This window comes from Mesorhizobium sp. GW821-FHT07A06, from assembly GCF_059419085.1.
The window spans coordinates 55,557-77,914 of record NZ_JBWKRC010000003.1; the positions used below are offsets into that span (position 1 = coordinate 55,557).

A 22,358-nucleotide genomic window follows, 5' to 3' on the forward strand; every position below is an offset into this window, starting at 1 on the left:
GGGTCGAAATAGCATGGAAGACGTTGATGTCGTGATCATCGGCGCCGGCTCGGCGGATTGTCCGCGACCAGGACCGTGCGGGCGGCGAGCCTCTCCTTCAAGCCGCTCGAGGCATGGACCGCATGGCATGTCGCCGGACCGCTGATACAGACCTGCGGCGGCGCGCGGCGGTCGGGCGAGGCGGTGGCCAGGCAGGTCGTCGCCCAGCTTGCGGCGAAATAGTCTCGATGGAATGCGGAACGCCGGCAGGCGGTTCGCGTTTGGGCACGGGCCGCCATGCACACCGTGCCTACTCTGATGAATCGAGACAGACATGAAACTCTTCGACTGCCCGCATTGCGGCCACCGTCTCTATTTCGAGAATGCGCAGTGCCTGAACTGCGGAAGCCTCGTGCTCTACGATCCCGAGGACGCCCGCTTTGCCCTGTCGGGCACGGACGGCACCTTTCAGTGCACCAATGCCGATGAATGCGCCTGCAACTGGATGGCCGAGCCTGGGCGGTTTTTTTGCCGTGCCTGCCGGCTGAACCAGTTGATCCCCGATCTCTCCGTCGACGGCAACCGCCGCCGCTGGATCCGGGTCGAGGCGGCGAAGAAGCGCGCCATCTATTCGCTGCTCGCCTTCGGCCTGCCGGTGGCGCCCAAGCAGGCACCCACGGACGAGGCTGGCCTCGCCTTCGACTTCCTCGCCGATCCGATCGGCGGTGGACCCGGCGGCGAACGCATCCTCACCGGCCATGACAATGGCCTGATCACGCTCAATGTCGCCGAGGCCGACTCCGCCGAGCGCGAGAAGCGTCGCGTCGAGATGGGTGAGAATTACCGCACGCTGCTCGGCCATTTCCGCCACGAACTCGGCCACTACTACTGGGATCGCCTGATCCGCGACGATGCACGGAGGCTGGATGCTTTCCGCGCCTTGTTCGGTGACGAGCGCGCCGATTACGAACAGGCGTTGAAGGCTTACTACGCCAATGGTGCCGCGCCCGACTGGCAGCAAGACCACATCTCGGCCTACGCCACCTCGCATCCCTGGGAGGACTGGGCCGAAACCTGGGCTCACCACCTGCACATCACCGACACGCTGGAGATGGTCCATGCGCTGAACTTCCCGCTCGGCCGGCTTGAGACGGTGGAGGCCAACGATTTGCCGCGGGGCGACACGGGCGGCGAACTGCAGGCGGCCCCGTCGGAACCCGCCAACACGCCCGAGCCCTTCGAGAAAATCCTTGCCCGCTGGCTGGTGCTGTCGGAGGCCTCCAATTCGATCAACCGCTGCATGGGTCTGCCCGATCTCTATCCCTTCGTCATTTCGGACACGACGGCGCGAAAACTGGCCTTCGTTCACGACCTTCTGACCGGCCTGCCGAAAGACGCGGGAACAAATCGTGAGGTAACGCCAGCGTTTTAGCCGGAACGCATGCGCGACTGCCCCGTTTTCACCGCCGAGGGACCATGAAAACGGAGAGAAACCATGAAATCCGTATTGTTTCCCGCAATCGCCGGGATGATGACCGTGATGTCGGGTGCCGCCTTTGCCGACACCGCCGTCTCGGCCGTCACCGATCTCAACGTGCGCGCCGGCCCCGGCCCGCAATATCCTGTCATCGGCGTGCTCGCCGCCGGCCAGTCGGCGACGCTCAACGGCTGCATCGAAAACAGCAAATGGTGCACCATCGCCGAAGCCGGCGGCCAGGGCTGGGTCTATTCCGACTATGTGACGGCCGATTTCAGCGGCACCCGGGTGGTGCTGACGCAGCGTCCGCATGGATCCAGCGTTGCTGTCGTCTCGCCGCCGAAAGACATCGGCGACTATTCGACCGACTATACCGGGGCCATCGTCGCCGGCGAGCCGGTCGAGGGCGCCTTTCCCACGCCTCCGGCCGAAGTACGCACCTATGTCGATACGCATCGCCTCGACCCCGTCTATCTCGACGGCGAGGTGGTGACCGGCGCCACCTTGCCCGACACGGTCGAGTTGCGCGAAATTCCCGACTACAACTACCGCTATGTCTATGTGAACGGCCAGCCGGCGCTGATCGATCCGCAGACGCGGCGCATCATGTACGTGGTGCGTTGACGCAAACCAGCGGTCGCCCAAGCGGCCGCTGGCGACACCTGGGACCGTCGATCCCGCGGCACCCGAGCAACGCCTGGGTGCCGCGATGTGTCTACTTGCGCATTGATCCCTGACGAATTGCGATTCCGATTTCCGAACCCATCGGCTAGATCAGGAGATGATGGATTCGGGCGAGGGGACCGAGCGTGACGATCGACGACACTGCCTTCGAACGCTACCGGCACTCGCCGAACGCAAGGACGACCTTGTTGCGTCTCTTCCTCGGAACGCTGGTCGTCGTCCTGCTTTGGGCCGTCACCACCGCGGCCGTGCTGTTCGGCGGCACCTATGCCTACTTCGCCTGGCAGACGGCTGCTTCGCCCTCCGGCATGCAGGATTTCCTCGCTTCGCCGATCGGCATCCTCAGCGCCCTCGCCTCCTTCGCCGGCATCTGGATCGGCCTGTGGATCGCCATGCGCTGGGTGCATGGCGAACCGCTGTCGGCGCTGCTTGGCGTCAGCCGGCGCGTCTCGTGGCCGGACTTCCTCAAGGGACTCGTCGCGGTGCTGATCACCTCGGCCCTATCCGAAATCCTGCTCTATTTGCTGCAGCCGGAGATCGCGCGTGGCACGATCAGCCTGTCCTCCTGGCTGCTGTTTGTGATCCCGATCGTCGCGCTCACTTTGCTGCAGACCTCGTCGGAGGAGGTGCTGTTTCGCGGCTACCTGCTGCGTGGCCTGGCCAACCGGTTCAGGAGCCCGCTCATCTGGGCGATGCTGCCGGGCCTGCTGTTCACCTCGCTGCACTGGAGCAGCGCTTCGTCGCTCGCCATCAACGCTTGCGTGCTGGTCTCGATCGCGGCCTTCGCGCTGCTTCTGACGCTCGTGGTCTACGCCACGGGCAACCTCGGTGCGGCGCTGGGCGCCCATCTCGGCAACAATCTGACCGGCTTCCTGCTGATCTCGCATCAGGAGAGCTACAACTCCTTTGCCCTGTTCACCGCGAGGCCGCTCGAAGGCCCCGGCTGGATGACGTCGGATGCCATTCTCATCGCCCTTATCGGCATCGCCTGCAGCCTGCTGACGATCGTGTTGCTGCTGCATTCCCGCTCGCCGCTGAAGGTCACGGCCGAGCTCCCGAGCGGCGCGAAGGCAGGCTGATTGGGGCGCGAGGAACGGCGCGAGCCGGCCCTTGTCTTGACTCCGCGGCCGATTTCCTGTCTACACGCCTCGAATTCCGCGACGAGTATCCCTCCGAGCAAGCCGACCAGGACGCCGAAGCCTCTTTGAGGCCAAGTGCTGTAAACAGATCCTGGAGGCCAACACCCGGCAGCGCTGTGCGCCCCCGGGTGCTTTTTGGTTTTGGGCTTTGCTTTTGCTTGGACAGTTGGCGCGAACGCATTACCTCTCGGATCGAACCCGAACCGAGATTGAAGGACGATCGATGTTTGAATCGCTGCAGGAGCGTCTTGGCTCCATCCTGAACGGCCTGACAGGCCGCGGCGCGCTGTCGGAGGCGGATGTCTCGGCGGCGCTGCGTGAGGTGCGCCGTGCGCTGCTCGAGGCGGACGTGGCGCTGGAAGTGGTGCGGTCCTTCACCGACAAGGTGCGCGAGAAGGCCGTCGGCGCCGCGGTCCTCAAGTCGATCAAACCCGGCCAGATGGTCGTCAAGATCGTCCATGACGAGCTGGTCGACATGCTGGGCGCCGAGGGCGTCGCCATCGACCTCAATGCGCCAGCGCCCGTCGTCATCATGATGGTCGGCCTGCAGGGCTCCGGCAAGACGACCACCTCGGCCAAGATCGCCAAGCGGCTGACCGAGCGGCAGAACAAGAAGGTCCTGATGGCCTCGCTCGACACGCGGCGTCCCGCCGCGCAGGAGCAGCTGCGCCAGCTCGGCGAGCAGGTCAAGGTCGCGACGCTGCCGATCATTGCCGGCCAGAACCCGGTCGATATCGCCAAGCGCGCCGTGCAGGCGGCCAAGCTCGGCGGCCACGACGTCGTTATCCTCGACACCGCCGGCCGCACACATATCGACGAGCCGCTGATGGTCGAGATGGCCGACATCAAGAAGGTGTCGAGCCCGCACGAAATCCTGCTGGTGGCGGATTCGCTGACCGGCCAGGACGCCGTCAATCTGGCGAAGAGCTTCGACGACCGTGTCGGCATCACCGGCCTTGTGCTGACCCGCATGGACGGCGACGGTCGAGGTGGTGCCGCCCTTTCGATGCGCGCCGTCACTGGCAAGCCGATCAAGCTGATCGGCACCGGTGAGAAGATGGACGGGCTGGAGGAATTCCACCCCAAGCGCATCGCCGACCGCATCCTCGGCATGGGCGACATCGTCTCGCTCGTCGAAAAGGCCGCCGAGAACATCGACGCCGAGCAAGCGGCGGCGATGGCCAAGAAGATGCAATCGGGCAAGTTCGACCTGAACGACCTCGCCCAGCAGCTTCAGCAGATGTCGAAGATGGGCGGCATGGGCGGCATCATGGGCATGATGCCCGGCATGGGCAAGATGAAGGACCAGATGGCCGCCGCCGGCCTCGACGACAAGATGTTTGGCCGCCAGCTTGCCATTATCTCCTCGATGACCAAGGCCGAGCGCGCCAATCCGGATATGCTCAAGCACTCGCGCAAGAAGCGCATCGCCGCCGGCTCCGGCACCGACGCGGCCGAGATCAACAAGCTCCTGAAGATGCATCGCGGCATGGCCGACATGATGAAGGCGATGGGCGGCAAGGGCAAAGGCGGCGGCCTCATGCGCGGCATGATGGGCGGCCTCGCCTCCAAGATGGGCCTTGGCGGCATGATGCCCGGCGGCCCAGGGGGTATGATGGGCGGCGGCATGCCCGATCTGTCGAAGATGGATCCCAAGCAGTTGGAAGCCTTGCAGAAGCAGGCGCAGGCCGCGGGCCTCGGCGGCATGAAAGGCTTGCCGGGGGGTCTTCCCGGCGGCGCCCTGCCCGGCCTGCCCGGCGGCATGAAACTTCCGGGGCTTCCCGGCCTCGGCGGTGGCGGACTGCCTGGGCTTGGCAAGAAGAAGTGAGGACGCTGTGAACGAAGAAAAAGACATGGCCGACGCCCGCACCATCCTGGCCGGCTATCGCGCCTCGATCGACAACATCGATGCCGCCCTCATCCACATGCTGGCCGAGCGCTTCCGCTGCACCAAGGCGGTCGGCGTGCTCAAGGCCGAGCATGGCCTGCCGCCGGCCGACCCGGCGCGCGAACAGCAGCAGATCGCCCGCCTTCGCCAGCTGGCGAAGGACGCGCATCTCGACCCCGATTTCGCGGAGAAGTTCCTCAACTTCGTCGTCCGCGAAGTGATCCGCCACCACGAACAGATCGCCGCTGCCAACGGCGTGACGAAAACCGGCTGACCGGTGCATGTCGCCCGAAAGTGCTCAGCGGTTTTGGGACAACGACATGCACAGACAAGAAATTCAGCCACAACCGATCAACGAAATCAGAGCTTTTAGGAGAAAAGAAATGGCACTGAAGATCAGACTGGCCCGTGCGGGCTCGAAGAAGCGTCCTTACTACCACGTCGTCGTTGCCGACGCCCGTTCGCCGCGCGACGGCCGGTTCATCGAGTCGCTCGGCTCGTGGAACCCGCTGCTGCCGAAGGACGGCGAGCGCGTCAAGGTTGACGCCGATCGCGTCAAGCACTGGCTGTCGCACGGCGCCCAGCCGACCGACCGCGTGCTGCGCTTCCTCGACGAGGCGGGCCTTGCCAAGCGCGACGCCCGCTCCAACCCGAAGAAGGCTGAGCCCGGCAAGAAGGCCCAGGAACGCGCAGCCCTTCTGAAGAAGGCGCAGGAAGACGCAGCCGCCGCGGTTGCCGCCGCTGCCGCAGCACCCGCCGAGGCGGAAGCCGCCACGGCCGAATAAATATTGGTTCATCGCATCGACGAAACGGCGGGCCTGTGCCCGCCGTTTTGCCGACTAAAGTCCAGTGCTGCCGGTCAATAGCCGCTCGGGCAGCGGTCTACATAGACACGGCCGTGACGATCGCGATACCGGCATTGGCCGCTTTCGCTGGCATGGCCTATCAGGGCGCCCGCAACGGCGCCAACGGCGCCTCCGACGACAGCGCCTTGGACCGGATCTCCGGCCACGGCCGCGCCGATCGCAGCACCGCCAAGGCCACCGACCGCGGCGCCTTTTTCCGTCTGCGAGCACGCACCGAGCGCCGTCGCCAATACCAGAATAGTCAGGATTTTCTTCATTTTCGTTCCTCTCTCACGCGGGTCGCCGTCTCGCCGCCGACTCCTTAACTCTCAGACGGCTGATTTGATCCCGAGGAGAATGACGATCTCGACCTTTCTCGCTTGAGCGAGCAGTATCGTCCCACGCCGATCATGCCTCGCCGAGGCGCTTCAGATTGGCGAGACCAACCTCGAAATCCCGGCCGATCAGCGTGTCGAAATTCATGAACAGGCCCATCAGCTTGGCGATGAAGGGGCGGCTGCCGCGCATGGCCCAGCTGACGGCGGTGTTGTCGCCCGAAGGCGTCAAGGTGAAGTCGACGCTGTTGTTGGCCCGGAACGGCTTCTCGAAATCGAGCTTGAGCGACACCAGCGAGTACGGCACCGAATTGACAATCTCCATGCCCCTTGCCGGCCTTGCCATTGCCTTCCCAGGCTGTGAAGCGGTTTTGCCTAGGGAATTGGGCCAAAACAATTTGCCTATCGGCTGAACGGGATCAATGCGCGCAGCCTGGGGTCGCGCAGATAGAGGCCGCCCCACAGCATGACACCGAGATAGACGCCGAACAGCGTGTGCGAGAACAGCGGATTGCCGATCCGCGCATTGGTGGCGATGGCGCCGCCCATATAGGCGGTGAGCAGGATGGCGCCGAGCACGGAGGTGCGCGGCAGTGCGTAAAGCGCGGTCGCGATAAGGCCGATGATGCCGAGCAGGCGCGCGACATTGGGCTCGGCCGGCCAGCCGAGCGGCACCATGGTCTGGATGACGACATCGAGCGGCGGCAGCTTGATGGCGCCGTCGAAGACCATGAACAGGACGATGAGGCCGCTGAGCGCGCGGCCGGTCCACAAGGCGCCGGATGAGACAGGCGCGGTTTCGGAAATGCTCATCGACGTTCCCTCCGTTTGGGTTCAGGCCCCTTTCGCTGGGGTCGAACCAAGGACGCGGCGTGAGGCGGCATTCCTACAGGGGACTGGTTTTTTCGGTCCGGCCTTTGACCGGCAGGCAAGCCGGAGCGGATTTTACGAGAAATAGAACTTTTCGGCCGGGAGCATTTTCGGCGGTGTTTCGCCAAGTGCCTCGAACACCGAGATCTCGCAGACGCGGCACAGGCCGTCGAGGGCGAGGTCGTTGGCCTCGGTGCCGAAAGGATCCTCGAGCTCTTCCGAAAGCGCGTCGAGGCCGAAGAAGGTGTAGGCGATCAGCGCGGTGAACAGCGGCGTCGCCCAGCCCGTGGTCGAGATCAGCCCGATCGGCAGGAGAAGGCAGACGATGTAGGCCGTGCGATGCACAAGCAGCGTATAGGCGAAGGGCAAGGGCGTGCCGGCGATCCGCTCGCAGCCGGCCTGGATGGCGGTGATCGACGCCAGCCTTTCATCGAGAATGCGGAAGCCGATCGAATCGACCTCGCCCGCCCGGCGCTGCGCGTTGGCGCGCCGGCCCATGCGCCTGACCATCTCATCCGCCGGATTGGCAAAGGCTGCAACCGTCTCCGCTTCGGCGTCGATAAAGGCACGGGCGTCCTTGATGCTGTCGGTCTTGCGCAACTGGCCGCGCAGGAAATGGCAGAAGGCCAGCGCCTCCATGAGCAAGGCACGCTGTTCGGCCGGATCGGCGATCAGGCTGGTGGTGGCGCGCGCCAGGTTGCGGACTTCGAAGACCAGCGTGCCCCACAGCTTGCGTGCCTCCCACCAGCGGTCATAGGCGGCGTTGTTGCGGAACGACAGATAGATGGACAGCGTCACGCCCACCAATCCGAACGGCGCGATGTTGAAGACGCCGAGATCGAGCTTGAACCACCGCGCCAGGGCAAGGATGACCGCCGAATAGATGGCGAACCCAAAGATCTGCGGCAGGATGCGCGGCACCACGGAGCCGCGCATGATGAAGAACAGCTGCAGGAAGTTGGGGCGCGGGCGAACGATCATGGGCGGCTCTTTCACGGACCGGCATCGGCCCTCAACTCCTGTATTGTGCGATGCGCCAGATCCGCAAGCCCAGCCGTCAACGACATCGCGATGTCGCGCGCCCGGTGTGCGGACTATCGCCATGTACAGGTTACGGATACTGGGAAGCCTGCGGGCCATGGCCCGCCCGAGACAGGCGAGAAGAGAAGAATGGCCGGCGAAACCGATCTGAAGACCCTGTTGGCGTCAATGACACCGGAACTGCTCGACAGCATCTATGTCTTTGTCACGCTGGCGCCTGGAGTTTCCCAGCCGAAGAACCTCGACCCCGTGATGCTGTTCCGCGAGCACGAGGGCACGACACTGATCGTGACGGAGGAGGCAGCAAAGGCAGCCGGACTGACCGCCTCGTTCCGCTGCCGGATGATCACGCTGAACATCCACTCATCGCTGGAAGCCGTCGGCTTCCTCGCCGCCATCACCACACGGCTGGCCAGCGCCGGCATGGGCGTCAATCCGGTTTCGGCATTCTATCACGATCATCTGTTCGTGCCGGCCGAGCGGGTGGAGGAGGCAATAATCTTGTTGCGGGGACTGGCGGCAGGGAACGGACGGGCTCGGTAAGCGGTCAGTGTCCGCGGACATACAGAATATCCGGCAGGCCTTCCTCGTTGGTGGTGCCATCGCCGAACGCTTCCGCACGGAACCCATGGCGCTCATAGAAGCGCCGGGCGCCGGTGTTGGCCTGGAAGCAATGGAGTTTCACGACCGGCAGGGCAGCGGTCGCGTCGATCAGCAACCGGCTGCCTATGCCATGCCCCGTCCAGGCCGGGTCGAGGTAGAGTTGTTCCACCCAATCGCCGCTGACGGCGATGAAGCCGACAATCGCGCCACCGGCTTCCGCGACCGTCACCTGCTGCCGTGGCTGCACGATGTCGCGAATGAAGAAGAGGTCTTCCTCCGGCGTATGCAGCACCGGCATCCAGTCGAAAGCGTTGAGCGACGCGCGCATCATGGTCGCGATGGCGGCGGCATCCGAACCGATAGCCGGGCGCAGAGTGATTTTGGTGCGATCGCTCATAGGCCGGCGCTGCCCCTCATCCGCCCTTCAGGCACCTTCTCCCCGTGGACGGGGAGAAGGAAACACCCCGGCCGCAGGTCGAGCCCGCGACCGCGGGCCGTCGGTCGTCCGGCGCCCCCGCGGAGGGCCACCCGCGCAAGCGGCGGTGCGGCCCGTGAGCGAAAACTAAACGCCGTCAGGCCGCCTTCTTCTTTGGCTGGATCAGGCCGCGCTCGACCAAAAGCTCGGCGATCTGCACCGCGTTGAGCGCCGCGCCCTTGCGCAGATTGTCCGACACAACCCACATCGACAAGCCGTTGTCGACGGTCGAATCCTCGCGGATGCGCGAGATGAAGGTGGCGTCCTCGCCGGCCGATTCGAGCGGCGTGATGTAGCCGCCATCCTCGCGCTTGTCCAAGACCTGGCAGCCGGGAGCGTCACGCAGGATATCGCGCGCCTCGTCGGCGGTGATGGGCTTCTCGAACTCGATATTGACCGCTTCCGAATGGCCGATGAACACCGGCACGCGCACGCAGGTCGCCGTCAGCTTGATCTTGGGGTCGAGCATCTTCTTGGTCTCGGCGACCATCTTCCACTCTTCCTTGGTGAAGCCGTCGTCGAGGAAGACGTCGATATGCGGGATGACGTTGAAGGCGATGCGCTTGGTGAACTTCTTGACGTCGACCTGGTCGGCGACAAACACCGCGCGGGTCTGGGTAAAGAGCTCGTCCATGCCTTCCTTGCCGGCGCCCGACACCGACTGGTAGGTGGCGACGACGACGCGCTTGATGGTGGCGAAATCATGCAGCGGCTTCAGCGCCACGACGAGCTGCGCCGTCGAGCAGTTCGGGTTGGCGATGATGTTCTTGCGCGTGAACAGCGAGATCGCGTCCGGGTTCACTTCCGGCACGATCAGCGGGACGTCCTGGTCGTAGCGGAAGGCCGACGAATTATCGATGACGACGCAGCCCTGCTTGCCGATCTTCGGCGACCATTCCTTGGAGACATTGCCGCCGGCCGACATGATACAGATGTCGGTGTCGGAAAAATCATACTGGTCGAGCGTCCTGACCTTCAGCGTGCGGTCGCCGAACGACACTTCCGTGCCCTGGCTGCGCCGCGAGGCCAGCGCCACCACTTCGCTTACCGGAAAGCCGCGCTCCTCCAGTATGTTGAGCATTTCCCGGCCCACATTGCCCGTGGCGCCGACGACTGCAACCTTGAAACTCATCTGATATCTCCTGTCCCTCTCCGCTTGGTTTTTGGAGAAAACCCGCCGGCCGATGCGGGTTCCGTCCCCCGGGCCGGACCCGGGAGAGGGTGGTTAGGCCAAGGGAATCACACCGTTTTGGTGGTGGTTTTGCCAGTTTTCTCGGCCAAGAATGGGGTTTTGCTGGAACGGACGGACGCGTCCAAGCGCCCGGCCCAATGCTTAACATTGTGGCTGGGGGCGTCGAATGCAAGAAGAGCCATCAAAAGGCCGCGCATCGAAGACAATCCCGTTCGAGGCGGGCTTTTACGCGGTTTGCGGCAGGAGTCAATTGGCGGCGTCGCATGGCCTTCATGGCGCGCCCTGTACAAGAGCGACGCCAAGAAGTACGTACGGCCAAGATTGTTTGGCTGGCGCGGCGCCGGCCCCGGCTCGTGCTCCATGATGAGCGCAGACCCCTGAATTCCGAAAGAGCGAGATGTCCAACTTCGAAGGTATTGTTCCCGCGCTGGCAAAGGCGCTGGAAAAACGTGGCTATGCCGAGCTGACGCCGGTGCAGAAGGCAGTGCTGGAACTCGGCCAGGCCGACGCATTGGTGTCGGCACAGACCGGTTCGGGCAAGACAGTGGCCTTCGGCCTTGCCATGGCCCCGACGCTGCTCGACGGCGCGGAACGTTTTGGCGCGGCCACGGCACCGCTGGCACTGGCGGTGGCGCCGACGCGGGAGCTGGCGCTGCAGGTGACGCGCGAACTGGAATGGCTTTACGAGCCGACCGGCGCCACCGTGGCGTCCTGCGTCGGCGGCATGGACATGCGCACCGAGCGGCGCGCGCTGGAGCGCGGCGCCCACATCGTCGTCGGTACGCCCGGCCGGCTGCGCGACCACATCACACGGCAATCGCTCGACATGTCGGCGCTCAAGGCCGTGGTGCTCGACGAGGCCGACGAGATGCTCGACCTCGGCTTTCGCGAAGACCTTGAATTCATCCTCGACGCCGCCCCGGCCGAGCGCCGCACGCTGATGTTCTCGGCCACCGTGCCGCGCTCGATCGCGACGCTGGCTCAAGGGTACCAGCGCGATGCCGTGCGCATCTCCGCCGCCGGCGAGGAGAAGCAGCATCTCGACATCGAATACCGGGCGCTGAACGTCGCCCAGGCCGATCGCGAGAACGCCATCATCAACGTGCTGCGTTTCTATGAGGCGAAGAACGCGCTGGTGTTCTGCAACACGCGCGCCGCCGTCAATCATCTCACCGCGCGCTTCAACAACCGCAATTTTTCGGTCGTGGCGCTGTCGGGCGAGCTCAGCCAGAATGAGCGCAGCCACGCGCTGCAGGCCATGCGCGACGGCCGCGCCAAGGTCTGCATCGCGACGGACGTCGCCGCGCGCGGCATCGACCTGCCCAATCTCGAACTGGTTATCCACGCCGATCTGCCGACCAACCCGGAAACGCTGCTGCACCGCAGCGGCCGCACCGGGCGCGCCGGGCGCAAGGGCGTCAGCGCGCTGATCGTGCCGGGCAGCGCCCGCAGGCGCACCGAACGGCTGCTGCAGAACGCCGGCCTGAAGGCGACATGGGCAAGCCCGCCCTCGGCCGACGACGTGATCCGCCGCGACGACGAGCGCATCCTCGCCGACCCGGCCTTCGATGAGCCGGTGAAGGATGACGAGCGCACCTTCATCGACGCGCTTCTCTCCCGTCATGGCGCCGAGCAGGTGGCGGCCGCCTTCGTGCGCCAGTGCCGCGCCAGCCGTTCGGCGCCCGAGGATCTGATGGACGTCGCCCCGTTCACGCCTTCGCGTGAACGAACGCCGGGCGAGAAATTCACACCCCGCGACGAGGCGCCCAGCCGCCGCGACGATTTCGGCGCCAGCGTCTGGTTCTCGCTGTCGGTCGGGCGCCGGCAGAATGCCGAGCCGCGCTGGCTGATCCCGATGCTGTGCCGGGCCGGAAGCATCTCCAAGCGCGAGATCGGCGCCATCAAGATGCAGCCGGAGGAGACTTTCGTGCAGATCGCGGCGGACTGGGCCGATCGTTTTCTGGCCGCCATCGGACCCGACCGCAAATTGCAGGGCAACATCGTGGTGAAGCGGCTCGAGGGCACGCCGGATCTGTCGCGCGCCGGCTACCAGCCGCCAAGCCCGGACAAGAAACCGCATCGCGGCAAGGCGCCATTCGATCCGAACGCGCCGAAGCGCAAATTTGAGAAGCGCGCACCGGCCGCAGCCGACCAGCGCCCGGCAACCGCGCATGAGGCAAAGCCCTGGGCAAGGAAGCCGGGCAAGCCGAAATTCGACAATGCCGGCCCGCCAAAGCACAAGAAGCCGAAGCGGCCATCGTAAGACCCTCTGAAGCGGCGAGCCGTCGCGGTCACGGCGCCTGGTGTTCCGCACGCCGCCCGCGCGCACTCTCCTTCAGACCGGCCTTGATAGGCGCGCAGCGGCTCGATCATCCAGCCCCAGCGCCCGGCGCAGATGTCGCACGGCTTGCCCATGGGCTCGGCCCTGTGCCACACCTTGGGGACGCGGCGACAAGGGGGCGGGTGATGCGCGGCGAAGTGCTCCATTATGACGAAGACGAGGGCTTCGGCTTCATCACCGGAGCCGACGGCAACCGCTACACCTTCACCCGCGAGAACCTTCGCCGGGAAACCGCGATGCCCAGGGGAACGGCGGTCGAGTTCCAGGCGTGCGGCGGCCAGGCCCGTGACGTTTTTTTGATCGCCGTCCAGGCCGCAAGCCCGGCCGCCGACGCCGCCGCCAGCGCCGTACCGGCTCAAGCCGATCCCGCGCCGGCTGCCGTCGCATCGCGGGCGCACCCCTTCGGCCGGTCGGCCGAGCCAGCCGGGCCCACGGATCTCTGGTCCTATTTCTGGCGAGCGATGACCGGGAACTATTTCAATTTCGCCGGCCGCGCCCGCCGCAAGGAATATTGGGGCTATTGCCTGTTCTGGACGATCGCGCTGCTGGTGGTGATCGGCGTCGGCGTTCTCATCGATGTCCAGATAGGCAATTTCGACAGCATCGAGATACCGGCGGTGACGATCGGGCTGTTTGGCGCTTTCCTGCTGGCCACTTTCTTCCCCAGCCTTGGTATGATCGTGCGCCGCCTGCACGACCTCGGCCTTTCGGGCTGGCTCTGCCTGCTCATCCTGATCCCGACCTTCGGCAGCCTGATCATCCTGGTCTTCGCACTGATCCCGACACAGGGACGCGAAAACCAGTGGGGACCGGTGCCGGTGGGTGTGAGGATTTAGGGGGCAGTTTCCAAAGACTGAAATCTTTCTGACCTGAAACTGCATAGAAACAGGCGGTCAAGTCGTCCCCCGAGAGCCACCTTCAGCCGGTGATCGCGCGGGAGGCCGACCCGACGTCAGGCGTCAGGCGTCAGGCGTCAGGTTTTAACACCTTCAGCGCGTCGCCCGAAAACCTGAGAAAAATCTTCTGGCCGTGCCGTTCGGCGCCGAGCCGCGCGTAGAAGCGCAGCGCGCCCTCGTTCCAGTCCTCGGTGGTCAGATCAATTCGGCCGATACCGTGGCTGAGGCAATGATCGGCGAGAAAATCGATGAGCGCCCGGCCGACGCCGGCGCCACGGACCTGGTCACGCACGAACAGATCCTTGAGGAACAGCAGCCGCTCGAGATCGACGCCCGGATGCGCGATCGCCACCGACGCCAACCCGCTGACCTCATCTTCAACGAAGGCGAGCGCAAAATGTGGATAGGCCGGGCTTTCCTCGCCAAGCCATTTGCGCGCCGCGGACAAAGCCCGCTCATGGTCGAGCGGTGGCTGCCGGTAATGCGCCGCCATGGCGCACAGCATGACCGCAAGCGCGGAGGCATCCGCGGCCGTCGCCCAACGGACGCCGACCGGCATGGGATCAGCCCAGGAACTTGGCGATGATCGCGTCACCCATCTCGACGGTTCCGACCTCGGTCATGCCGGCGGAGAGAATGTCCTTGGTGCGCAGGCCATCGTCGAGCACGGCGGCGATCGCGGCTTCGAGCTTGTCGGCTTCCGCGACCATGCCGAAGGAATAGCGCAGGCACATGGCGAAGGACGCGATCATGGCGATCGGGTTGGCTATGCCCTTGCCGGCAATGTCGGGCGCCGAGCCGTGCACCGGCTCGTAGAGCGCCTTGCGCTTCTTGGTCTTCACGTCGGGCGCGCCGAGCGAGGCCGACGGCAGCATGCCGATCGAGCCGGTCAGCATGGCGGCGATGTCGGACAGCATGTCGCCGAACAGATTGTCGGTGACGATGACGTCGAACTGCTTTGGCCAGCGCACCAGCTGCATGCCGCCGGCGTCGGCCAGCATGTGGTCGAGCTTGACGTCGGCGTACCTTGCCTTGTGGGTCTGGGTGACGACCTCGTTCCACAGCACGCCGGACTTCATGACGTTGCGCTTTTCCATCGAGGTGACGTGGTTCTTGCGGGTCCGCGCCAGTTCGAAGGCGACGCCCGAAATGCGCTCGATCTCGAACGTGTCGTAGACCTGGGTGTCGATGCCGCGCTTCTGGCCGTTGCCGAGATCGATGATCTGCTTGGGTTCGCCGAAATAGACGCCGCCGGTCAGCTCGCGCACGATCAGGATGTCGAGGCCTTCGACCACCTCCTGCTTGAGCGAGGAGGACGCCGCCAGCGCCGGATAGCAGATGGCGGGGCGCAGATTGGCGAACAGCTCCATGTCCTTGCGCAGCCGCAGCAGGCCGGCTTCGGGGCGCACCTCGTAGGGCACCGCATCCCATTTCGGACCGCCGACGGCACCGAACAGCACCGCGTCCGCCGCCATCGCCTTGGCCATGTCGGCATCGGAGATCGCAGCACCATGCGCATCGTAGGCGCAGCCGCCGACCAGGCCCTCATCGGTGACGAAGCCGCTACCGAGCTTTTCGTTCATGGCCGATATTAGTTTCTTGACCTCGGCCATGGCCTCGGGGCCGATGCCGTCGCCGGGGAGCAGGAAAAGATGCTTCGTTGCCATGGAGAAAACCGTCCCAGAAAAAAGAATTTGAACCGCGGCCTTGCTAAACGCCAAGCGCTTGCGGCGCAAGCCTGCGCTTGAGAAGCGCATTCACCGATGCGAGAGAATGTTGACCAGCCGGCCCAAAGGATCGCGCACATAGAAGCGCCGCACACCCCAGGGCTCGTCGGCCGGGCCGTATTCGATGGCGAAGCCGGCTTCCTTCATGGCGGCAAGCGCCTCGTCGACATCGTCGACCTCGATCGACAGATCCGGCACCGGCGTGCCGGAGCCGCCTTGCTCCATGAAGCTGACCTGCACCTGCATTTGTTCCTTGGAACCGTAGGTGGCGATCCAGCCCCGATCCATCAGCACGTCGAGGCCCAGCACGTCATGGTAGAAGCGTCTCGCCGCCGCCGCATCCCGGGTCTCGATATTCGCAACGATGCGCCGGACCTTCACGGGCTTCCTCAAGATCCCGCAGCCGGGCGCCGCAGCGCTGTGACCTCGATCTCGATCTTCATTTCCGGCTTGTTGAGCTGGCAGACGATCATCGTCGCCGCCGGCCTGATGTCGCCGAACGTCTCGCCCAGGATCGGGAAAACCGCGTCCACAAAGGCCTGGTCGGTGATGTAGTAATGCGCCCGCACCACGTCGGCCATTTCGAACCCACCGTCGGCCAGCGCCTTGCCGATCGTCGCCAGGCAATTGCGCGTCTGCGCCTCGACCGTCTCCGGCATCGTCATCGTCGCATAGTCATAGCCGGTCGTCCCCGACACGAAACACCAGTCGCCCTGCACCACGGCCCGCGAATAGCCGGCGGTCTTTTCGAACGGAGAGCCGGTGGAGATGAGTTTTCGCATGGATGTCCTCAAAAATCGGCGCCGCCACTTTGCAGACAAGACCTGATCCGGCCATGGGCCAACGCAGACCAATCGACGGTGCAATATCTCCAATGCCAGCGGGCCAGTTCTCTGCTCGCCGGGCGTTCGTCGTTCGGAAAGCCAAGCAATGTTGCTTCCCGTCCGAACTCGTCAACCCCTCCAAAGGGAATCTATCGTTTTCAACGAACACTGCAATTTCTGCTTGCGTTTAGGAACAAAAGCGGAACGATAAGTATCCGCGAGAGCAGTCGCAGTAACTCTGGGGGGTCAGAGCCATGTTACGCCGCACCGACGCGCTGGCACGCGCATTTGTTGCCGGGCTATTGCGCGGGCCCCTGGTAGTCCTTGCAGTTGTTATCATGCTTGGTGCTCTGACCGCTCCGTCTTCGGCCGTTACACGGGACTATGCGCTTTGCTTCGGTGATGAAAAAGGCTCGGACGACGACAGCGGGCCCATCTACGGGAACGAAGCGAGCGTCGACGATGGCGCGGCCGACCGGCGCATCGCCGCCTGCTCGGTGATTGCAGAGGACACGACCGAAGCGTTGCTCCTGCGCGCCAAAGCTTACTTCTACCGAGCTTCCGCCCGGAACGACAAGGAAGACTGGGACGGTGCGATCGCCGACTATGGCGATGCGATCGCAATCGATCCCAAGCAGGCTGCGGCCTACTTCAACCGTGGCGCCGACTGGTACAACAAGGGTGACGACGACCGCGCAATAGCGGATTTCAACGTCACCATAAGCCTGGAGCCGTCCGCCAGCGAGGCCTATTCCAGCCGCGGCGCGGCCTTCCTGCGCAAGGGCAATATCGACGCGGCTATGGTGGATTACCAGCAGGCGATCGAGGCCGATGCGCAAAACAGCGCGGCGCATACGGGACTCGGTCAGGCTTGGGACAGGAAAGGTGAGCGCGACAAGGCGAGCGCCGAATATGATGAGGCTATCCGGCTTGACCCGACCGACATGATCGCGCTTCTCAACCGCGCCCTCAACCGCCTCGACCGGGGTGAGTTCGATCAAGCGATGGCCGACTACGACGCCGCCATCAGTATCGACCCCAAGAGTGCCGAAGCCTATGCCAACCGCAGCGCGGCCTGGCTCAGCAAGGATGGCTGGTTGCGCGCGATCGCCGACGCCAGCAAGGCGATCCAACTCGATCCGGCGATCGTCGACGGCTATTATTTTCGAGGCCTCGCCTGGGCGAGCAATGGCAACAACGATCGCGCCATCGCCGATTTCGGCAAGGCGATCGAGCTCGATGCGAACGATGCGCGATCCTGGTTCGTCCGTTCGCTGACGCGGGCGCTGAGCGGCGATGCCACCGGAGCCGCCGCCGACTGCCGAAAAGCCATCGCGCTCGATCCAGAGCGGGCCGGAACCTGCGGCGACGAGCTTGCCGGTGGCGACGGCAAGCCGACCTCGCCATAAGGCTTCAGCCGAATTTCACCGCTGCTTAAAGGCGCGAAGCAAGTTCCGTCCGACCGGCCGGATGGCGGGCCTACAACAGTGAGCCGGTGGAGATCAGGCTCGCAGTTGGGCCAGGACGCCTGCGATATCGCCCATGCCCCAATGTTCTACAATGCGATCGTCTTGCACCCGGAAAATGTCGCATGAGGTGAAGCGAAGTGCCCGACCGGTCGGTGCGACGCCGAAATAGGCGCCCTTGTGCGTGCCGCTGTAGACGAAACTCGCCGCGACATGGTCCTTGTCGGCGACCACGACTTCGATGTCCACCTTGAGATCCGGCATTGCCGCCAGCCGCGCCTTGAAGAAAGCCACAGTCGCCTGTTTCGGGGTGACATTCGCCGGCGGCGGTGCCGCCGCGCTTTGTTGATGATTCACATAGGTGTCGGCGAACAGTTCGGAGAAGCCGTCGATGTCGGCCGCGCTCAATGTCGCCGCGAACCGATCCGCCAGCGATTGCGGCGCGGTCGCCGCCCGGGCGAGAGCCGGCGTGAGCAAGCCGCCGCCAAGAAGCAGCGCGGCTGCCGTTACTTGTCGCCGATTCTGCATCGTGACCTCCGTCGGCAAATGGCAACGGGAAGACGCCCTGGCGACCCGTTAATTCGGCGACCCAAGCGCCTTGTCCAGCGCTTCCTTGACATCTGCCGGCCATGTCGCCGTCGGCGGCCAGGCGGCCGGCTCGGGCTTGTCGCCGCGGCGGGCGAAGTAGAGCTTGTGCTTGGCCGGGTCGACCGCCATGAAGCCGTCATTGCCGCCGCAATCATGCGGCACGCAGCCGCTGGCATAGAAGACGCCGGACGCGGTCTTTTCGGTGCCGCCGCCGACCAGCAGGCTGGTCGCCATGTCGGGCATGTCCTTGCCGAGCAGCTTTTCGGCTTCCTTGTAGACGGCCTCATTGTGGAAGGCGTCGATGATGTTGTCGTATTTCGACGGGTCGATATCCTTCCAGTCGGTGCCGGGTTCGGGCATGTAGGTCAGATTGCCTGATGTGGTCAGCCCCGATGTCGGCGACCATTGCAAGGCCGGCTTCTCATCGCCCGGCAGCAGATAGGGCACGAAATAAATGGCGCTGTCGGAGATTGCCGCCGGTGGCGCGCCGCATTCGTCCTGCTCGACCGTCGTGGTCTGGATCTCGCCACCTTCCGGCTTCCACACGATCACCTTTGCCGGGCCGCATTGATTGCCGCCGTCGCCGACATCGACCAGCGCCACATTGACGTCGCCGATCTTCACGATCTTGTCGAAGAAGACATCGTAGTTGCTGGCCAACTGCTTGCCGTCATAGGCGAGCACCTTCTCGCCATCCTGCTCCGGCTGCGTGATGGTCAGTTGGCCGCCCTCGAACGGTATCGGCGCCTGGCTGTCATCGCCGGCGGGCGCCGCGTCGCTGGTGCTTGACGATCCCGGGTCGGCCGGCTTCTGGGCTGCCGCGGGCGTCTGCTGCGCTGCGGGCGTCTGTGTCTGCGCGAAGCCGCCCATGGTGGGAACCAGCACCAAGGCCAGCCCGCAAACGCTGGCAAGAAGCGAACGTGCCATGACTATCCCTCCCCTCGGTCGATGCGAGCCCGGCCTGAAAGCGGCCGGGATCGGATGGTGCCGCTAGGCCCAGGGGCGCTGCTCGGCGTTGCGCTTCTCGAACGAGGCGATGGCGCCGGCCTTCTCCATGGTCAGGCCGATGTCGTCGAGGCCGTTGAGCATGCAGTGCCGCTTGAAGTCGTCGAGGTCGAAGGTGACGACGCCGCCATCGGGGCCGCGGATCTCCTTGGCCTCAAGGTCGATCGACAGAGTCGCGTTGGAGCCGCGCGAGGCGTCGTCCATCAGCTTCTCGAGATCCTCGGGGCTGACGGTGATCGGCAGCACGCCGTTCTTGAAGCAGTTGTTGTAGAAGATGTCGGCGAACGAGGTCGAGATAACGCAGCGTATGCCGAAATCGAGCAGCGCCCACGGCGCGTGCTCGCGGCTCGAACCGCAGCCGAAATTGTCGCCGGCGACGAGGATCTGCGCCTTGCGGTAGGCCGGCTTGTTGAGCACGAAATCCGGGTTTTCCGAACCGTCATCCTTGTAACGCATCTCGGCGAACAGGCCGGTGCCGAGCCCGGTGCGCTTGATCGTCTTCAGATAATCCTTCGGGATGATCATGTCGGTGTCGACATTGACGATCGGCATCGGAGCGGCGACGCCGGTGAGCTTGGTGAATTTTTCCATGGCTTTGGCCCGTGTTTTCGTTGCGGGGGATTTGCTGAAGCTCCGTTTACACAAAGCCGCTGGCAAATAAAAGCCAACTGTTCGTGCGCGCCGGCACAAGGGGTGATGCATGACGCCCAAAATGGCTGCGGTTTTGCAAAGGCTGATGTTTTCCGCCGTGGCCGCATCCGGTCGCCGACGGCGCGAGATCTTGCCGCTTGACATGCAACCAAATGGTTGCATATTAAAGCCATGAGCATGGATGCAGTCTTTCGCGCGTTGGCCGACCCGACACGCCGGCAATTGCTGGACAGCCTCCACGCCAGGAACGGGCAGACGCTGAACGCGCTTTGCGCGGAGATGGACATGACGCGCCAGGCGGTGACCAAGCATCTGGCGATCCTGGAGGAAGCAAACCTCGTCACCACCATCCGCAAGGGGCGCGAGAAGGAGCATTACCTCAACCCGGTTCCGATCAACGAGATCGCCGAGCGCTGGATCGGCAAATTCGAGCGGGGGCAATTGACCGCCCTCAGCGACTTGAAGAGACGCCTCGAAAGGAAAGACTGATGAGCAACAGCTTCGTTTACGTGACCTACATCCGCACCACGGCCGAAAAGCTCTGGGAGGCCCTGACCGACCCGGAGTTCAACCGGCAGTTCTTCCTCTGCTCCTATCAGGAGAGCGAGTGGAAAGTGGGTGCCAGCTGGAAGCTGATCCTGCCTGACGGACGTGTCGCCGACAGCGGCGAGATTCTTGAGATCGACCCGCCGCGGCGCCTGGTCATCAAATGGCGCAATGAATGGATGCCCGAGGTCAGGGAAGACGGCTACACGCGCTGCACCTTCACCATCGAGCAGGATGGCGAACTGATGAAGCTCGCCGTGACCCATGAAGCGGACGGGCCGCACAAACTGATCGGCAACGTCGCCAGGGGCTGGCCGCTGGTGCTGGCCAGCCTCAAGAGCCTGCTTGAGACCGGCAAGGGCTTTGAGCGCCCGCCATCGAAAGGATGAAAGGATTGTTTCGGTAGCGAAACGAATTGGAGGCATCGATGATGCATGATCCCTGGGTACAGAGCATGACCAATGGCGAGACGATCATGGCATCGGCCGAGATCGAGGCGCCGCCGGAACGCGTCTTCCGGGCACTGGTCGGCAAGGAAGTCGAGCAATGGTGGGGGTCCGCCGACAGCTACCGGATGGTCGATTGGTCGGCCGATCTTCGCGTCGGCGGCCGCTGGACGGCCACTGCGCGTGGCGCCGACGGCAGGGACCTGCCGGCCAGCGGCGAATTCGTCGAGATCGAGGCGCCGCGCCGGATCGTGCAGACGCGAGCTTACGCATGGGACCATCCCACGCTTGGCCGGCGGCAAACCATGCTTGCCTGGCTGCTGCAGCCGACCGCCAGGGGCACGCGCCTGACCATCTGCCATGGCGGTTTCGCCGGGCTGGCCGAAGCGGCGACCGAGCATGCCGAGGATTGGGGCCGGGTGCTGGCTTGGCTGCAGGCGTATCTGGCCGGGAGGCTGGCGGCGGCTTGAGAAGCAGGTCAGTGGCAGCGACGCTTCACGCTCTCTCGTCTTGACCCGCACCGCCTCTGGTCCACATCCCCATGCATGGAAAGACAGGGATGCTTCATAGGCACGGCCGGCTGGGGAATCCCAACCCGGCACAAGGAAGGCTTCCCGCAGCCCGGACCACATCTCGAGCGTTACGCCAAGCGTTTTTCCATCGTCGAGATCGACACGTCCTTCTACAGGCCGCATCGCCGCGAGACCTATGAACGCTGGGCAAGTTCCGTCCCGGAGCACTTCCGCTTCGCCGTGAAGACGCCGAAGGCCATGACCCACGAGCATCGTCTTGTGGATTGCGATGCGCCTGCCGAAGTGTTTCTCCAGCAGGTCGAGGGTCTTGGCGAAAAGCTGGGCGTGCTTCTGGTGCAACTGCCGCCGAGCTTGCCGTTCGAGCCAGACATCGCCGGCGGCTTCTTCGACATGCTGAGCAAGCGGACAAAGGCAAGGCTGGCCTGTGAACCACGCCATCCCAGCTGGTTCGAAGCGGCAGCGGAAACGCTTCTGGCCCGCCGCCAGGTTGCACGTGTGGCCGCCGACCCGGCGCCGGTCCCTGCCGCGGCGGTGCCGGGCGGCTGGTCCGGCCTTGCCTATTTTCGCTGGCATGGCGTGCCGCGTGTCTACTACTCGGACTACGATGCCGAAAGCCTCGACCGGATCGGCCGCCAAGTGCGGGAAACGGCAGCATCGGGCGGCGAGGTCTGGGGCATCTTCGACAACACGGCCCAAGGCCACGCGCTTGGCAACGCTCTCAAGGTTGATGCGATGGTTGCAAAGACTTCGTCATTCTAGGGCGGAGCAAGGAGCGAAGCGACGCGGCGAAGACCCTGGAACCATGCC

Annotated in this window: 28 protein-coding genes; 15 read left to right on the top strand and 13 right to left on the bottom strand. The window is 64.4% G+C overall.

What is annotated here, in order from left to right; all coding sequences use genetic code 11:
- The first annotated feature begins 57 nt into the window (after nt 1–57).
- From AC07SZ_RS10695 to rpsP, 7 genes are all read left to right on the top strand, one after another.
- Entirely contained in the window at nt 58–222 is a 165-nt protein-coding gene (locus AC07SZ_RS10695) for a hypothetical protein (protein ID WP_155772496.1), read from the top strand.
- 91 nt (nt 223–313) lie between these two features.
- Nucleotides 314–1,411 (top strand): zinc-binding metallopeptidase family protein, encoded by a 1,098-nt coding sequence (locus tag AC07SZ_RS10700; protein ID WP_494914210.1) that lies wholly within the window; start codon nt 314–316, stop codon nt 1,409–1,411.
- A gap of 63 nt (nt 1,412–1,474) precedes the next feature.
- Nucleotides 1,475–2,080 carry a DUF1236 domain-containing protein gene (locus AC07SZ_RS10705; protein WP_494914211.1) on the top strand — a complete coding sequence of 202 codons (606 nt, stop codon included), beginning with the start codon at nt 1,475–1,477 and terminating at the stop codon, nt 2,078–2,080.
- Between the two features lie 185 nt (nt 2,081–2,265).
- On the top strand, nt 2,266–3,219 hold the full coding sequence (locus tag AC07SZ_RS10710) for a CPBP family intramembrane glutamic endopeptidase (protein ID WP_494914212.1): 954 nt from the start codon (nt 2,266–2,268) through the stop codon (nt 3,217–3,219).
- Between the two features lie 283 nt (nt 3,220–3,502).
- Nucleotides 3,503–5,107, top strand: a complete 1,605-nt coding sequence (gene ffh / locus AC07SZ_RS10715) for a signal recognition particle protein (RefSeq protein WP_494914213.1) — start codon at nt 3,503–3,505, stop codon at nt 5,105–5,107.
- A gap of 7 nt (nt 5,108–5,114) precedes the next feature.
- Complete coding sequence (locus AC07SZ_RS10720) at nt 5,115–5,441, top strand: chorismate mutase (RefSeq protein ID WP_019862096.1); 327 nt, start codon at nt 5,115–5,117, stop codon at nt 5,439–5,441.
- Nucleotides 5,442–5,550: 109 nt separating this feature from the next.
- Nucleotides 5,551–5,952: a 30S ribosomal protein S16 gene (gene rpsP, locus AC07SZ_RS10725; protein WP_010912392.1), complete on the top strand. Its 402-nt coding sequence runs from the start codon at nt 5,551–5,553 to the stop codon at nt 5,950–5,952.
- Between the two features lie 74 nt (nt 5,953–6,026).
- Here rpsP and AC07SZ_RS10730 read toward each other — a convergent pair whose 3' ends face one another.
- From AC07SZ_RS10730 to AC07SZ_RS10745, 4 genes are all read right to left on the bottom strand, one after another.
- Complete coding sequence (locus tag AC07SZ_RS10730) at nt 6,027–6,290, bottom strand: YMGG-like glycine zipper-containing protein (RefSeq protein ID WP_183464358.1); 264 nt, start codon at nt 6,288–6,290, stop codon at nt 6,027–6,029.
- Between the two features lie 130 nt (nt 6,291–6,420).
- Nucleotides 6,421–6,672: an SRPBCC family protein gene (locus tag AC07SZ_RS10735; RefSeq protein WP_494914214.1), complete on the bottom strand. Its 252-nt coding sequence runs from the start codon at nt 6,670–6,672 to the stop codon at nt 6,421–6,423.
- A gap of 77 nt (nt 6,673–6,749) precedes the next feature.
- Entirely contained in the window at nt 6,750–7,160 is a 411-nt protein-coding gene (locus AC07SZ_RS10740) for a DoxX family protein (RefSeq protein WP_494914215.1), read from the bottom strand.
- A gap of 132 nt (nt 7,161–7,292) precedes the next feature.
- Nucleotides 7,293–8,198, bottom strand: coding sequence for a bestrophin family protein (locus AC07SZ_RS10745; RefSeq protein WP_056574448.1), 906 nt, complete (start codon nt 8,196–8,198; stop codon nt 7,293–7,295).
- Between the two features lie 189 nt (nt 8,199–8,387).
- Here AC07SZ_RS10745 and AC07SZ_RS10750 point away from each other — a divergent pair, with 189 nt between their 5' ends.
- Nucleotides 8,388–8,801 (top strand): ACT domain-containing protein, encoded by a 414-nt coding sequence (locus AC07SZ_RS10750; protein ID WP_494914217.1) that lies wholly within the window; start codon nt 8,388–8,390, stop codon nt 8,799–8,801.
- A 4-nt stretch (nt 8,802–8,805) separates the two neighbouring features.
- Here the strand turns inward: AC07SZ_RS10750 and AC07SZ_RS10755 are convergent, their stop codons facing one another.
- Nucleotides 8,806–9,258 carry a GNAT family N-acetyltransferase gene (locus AC07SZ_RS10755; RefSeq protein WP_494914218.1) on the bottom strand — a complete coding sequence of 151 codons (453 nt, stop codon included), beginning with the start codon at nt 9,256–9,258 and terminating at the stop codon, nt 8,806–8,808.
- A 175-nt stretch (nt 9,259–9,433) separates the two neighbouring features.
- Nucleotides 9,434–10,468: an aspartate-semialdehyde dehydrogenase gene (locus AC07SZ_RS10760; protein WP_056574440.1), complete on the bottom strand. Its 1,035-nt coding sequence runs from the start codon at nt 10,466–10,468 to the stop codon at nt 9,434–9,436.
- A 457-nt stretch (nt 10,469–10,925) separates the two neighbouring features.
- On the opposite strand from AC07SZ_RS10760, the gene AC07SZ_RS10765 reads away from it, so the two are divergent.
- Both AC07SZ_RS10765 and AC07SZ_RS10770 read left to right on the top strand, forming a co-directional pair.
- The gene (locus AC07SZ_RS10765; RefSeq protein WP_494914219.1) at nt 10,926–12,791 is read left to right on the top strand and encodes a DEAD/DEAH box helicase; all 1,866 of its coding nucleotides are present in this window, start codon (nt 10,926–10,928) and stop codon (nt 12,789–12,791) included.
- Nucleotides 12,792–12,994: 203 nt separating this feature from the next.
- On the top strand, nt 12,995–13,705 hold the full coding sequence (locus AC07SZ_RS10770; protein WP_494914220.1) for a DUF805 domain-containing protein: 711 nt from the start codon (nt 12,995–12,997) through the stop codon (nt 13,703–13,705).
- 130 nt (nt 13,706–13,835) lie between these two features.
- Here AC07SZ_RS10770 and AC07SZ_RS10775 read toward each other — a convergent pair whose 3' ends face one another.
- The 4 genes from AC07SZ_RS10775 to AC07SZ_RS10790 form a co-directional block, all read right to left on the bottom strand.
- Nucleotides 13,836–14,324: a GNAT family N-acetyltransferase gene (locus tag AC07SZ_RS10775; protein WP_494914222.1), complete on the bottom strand. Its 489-nt coding sequence runs from the start codon at nt 14,322–14,324 to the stop codon at nt 13,836–13,838.
- Between the two features lie 4 nt (nt 14,325–14,328).
- On the bottom strand, nt 14,329–15,432 hold the full coding sequence (gene leuB / locus AC07SZ_RS10780) for a 3-isopropylmalate dehydrogenase (protein WP_172347848.1): 1,104 nt from the start codon (nt 15,430–15,432) through the stop codon (nt 14,329–14,331).
- 90 nt (nt 15,433–15,522) lie between these two features.
- Nucleotides 15,523–15,873 (bottom strand): VOC family protein, encoded by a 351-nt coding sequence (locus AC07SZ_RS10785; RefSeq protein ID WP_494914223.1) that lies wholly within the window; start codon nt 15,871–15,873, stop codon nt 15,523–15,525.
- A gap of 8 nt (nt 15,874–15,881) precedes the next feature.
- Nucleotides 15,882–16,274: a RidA family protein gene (locus AC07SZ_RS10790; RefSeq protein WP_494914224.1), complete on the bottom strand. Its 393-nt coding sequence runs from the start codon at nt 16,272–16,274 to the stop codon at nt 15,882–15,884.
- Between the two features lie 380 nt (nt 16,275–16,654).
- On the opposite strand from AC07SZ_RS10790, the gene AC07SZ_RS10795 reads away from it, so the two are divergent.
- Nucleotides 16,655–17,725, top strand: a complete 1,071-nt coding sequence (locus AC07SZ_RS10795) for a tetratricopeptide repeat protein (protein WP_494914226.1) — start codon at nt 16,655–16,657, stop codon at nt 17,723–17,725.
- A 93-nt stretch (nt 17,726–17,818) separates the two neighbouring features.
- On the opposite strand, the gene AC07SZ_RS10800 is transcribed toward AC07SZ_RS10795, so the two are convergent.
- From AC07SZ_RS10800 to leuD, 3 genes are all read right to left on the bottom strand, one after another.
- The gene (locus tag AC07SZ_RS10800; protein ID WP_494914228.1) at nt 17,819–18,310 is read right to left on the bottom strand and encodes an ester cyclase; all 492 of its coding nucleotides are present in this window, start codon (nt 18,308–18,310) and stop codon (nt 17,819–17,821) included.
- Nucleotides 18,311–18,358: 48 nt separating this feature from the next.
- The gene (locus AC07SZ_RS10805; protein WP_494914229.1) at nt 18,359–19,297 is read right to left on the bottom strand and encodes an Ivy family c-type lysozyme inhibitor; all 939 of its coding nucleotides are present in this window, start codon (nt 19,295–19,297) and stop codon (nt 18,359–18,361) included.
- A 63-nt stretch (nt 19,298–19,360) separates the two neighbouring features.
- Nucleotides 19,361–19,966, bottom strand: a complete 606-nt coding sequence (leuD, locus tag AC07SZ_RS10810) for a 3-isopropylmalate dehydratase small subunit (protein ID WP_056574414.1) — start codon at nt 19,964–19,966, stop codon at nt 19,361–19,363.
- Between the two features lie 237 nt (nt 19,967–20,203).
- Here leuD and AC07SZ_RS10815 point away from each other — a divergent pair, with 237 nt between their 5' ends.
- From AC07SZ_RS10815 to AC07SZ_RS10830, 4 genes are all read left to right on the top strand, one after another.
- Nucleotides 20,204–20,515: an ArsR/SmtB family transcription factor gene (locus tag AC07SZ_RS10815; RefSeq protein WP_056576380.1), complete on the top strand. Its 312-nt coding sequence runs from the start codon at nt 20,204–20,206 to the stop codon at nt 20,513–20,515.
- A complete protein-coding gene (locus AC07SZ_RS10820) occupies nt 20,515–20,961 on the top strand; it encodes an SRPBCC family protein (RefSeq protein WP_056574411.1) in 447 nt (148 codons plus the stop codon). The genes AC07SZ_RS10815 and AC07SZ_RS10820 overlap by 1 nt, the downstream gene beginning before the upstream one ends.
- 38 nt (nt 20,962–20,999) lie before the next feature.
- Complete coding sequence (locus AC07SZ_RS10825) at nt 21,000–21,488, top strand: SRPBCC family protein (protein WP_056574408.1); 489 nt, start codon at nt 21,000–21,002, stop codon at nt 21,486–21,488.
- A gap of 75 nt (nt 21,489–21,563) precedes the next feature.
- On the top strand, nt 21,564–22,310 hold the full coding sequence (locus tag AC07SZ_RS10830; RefSeq protein WP_494914230.1) for a DUF72 domain-containing protein: 747 nt from the start codon (nt 21,564–21,566) through the stop codon (nt 22,308–22,310).
- The last annotated feature ends 48 nt before the right edge of the window (nt 22,311–22,358 follow it).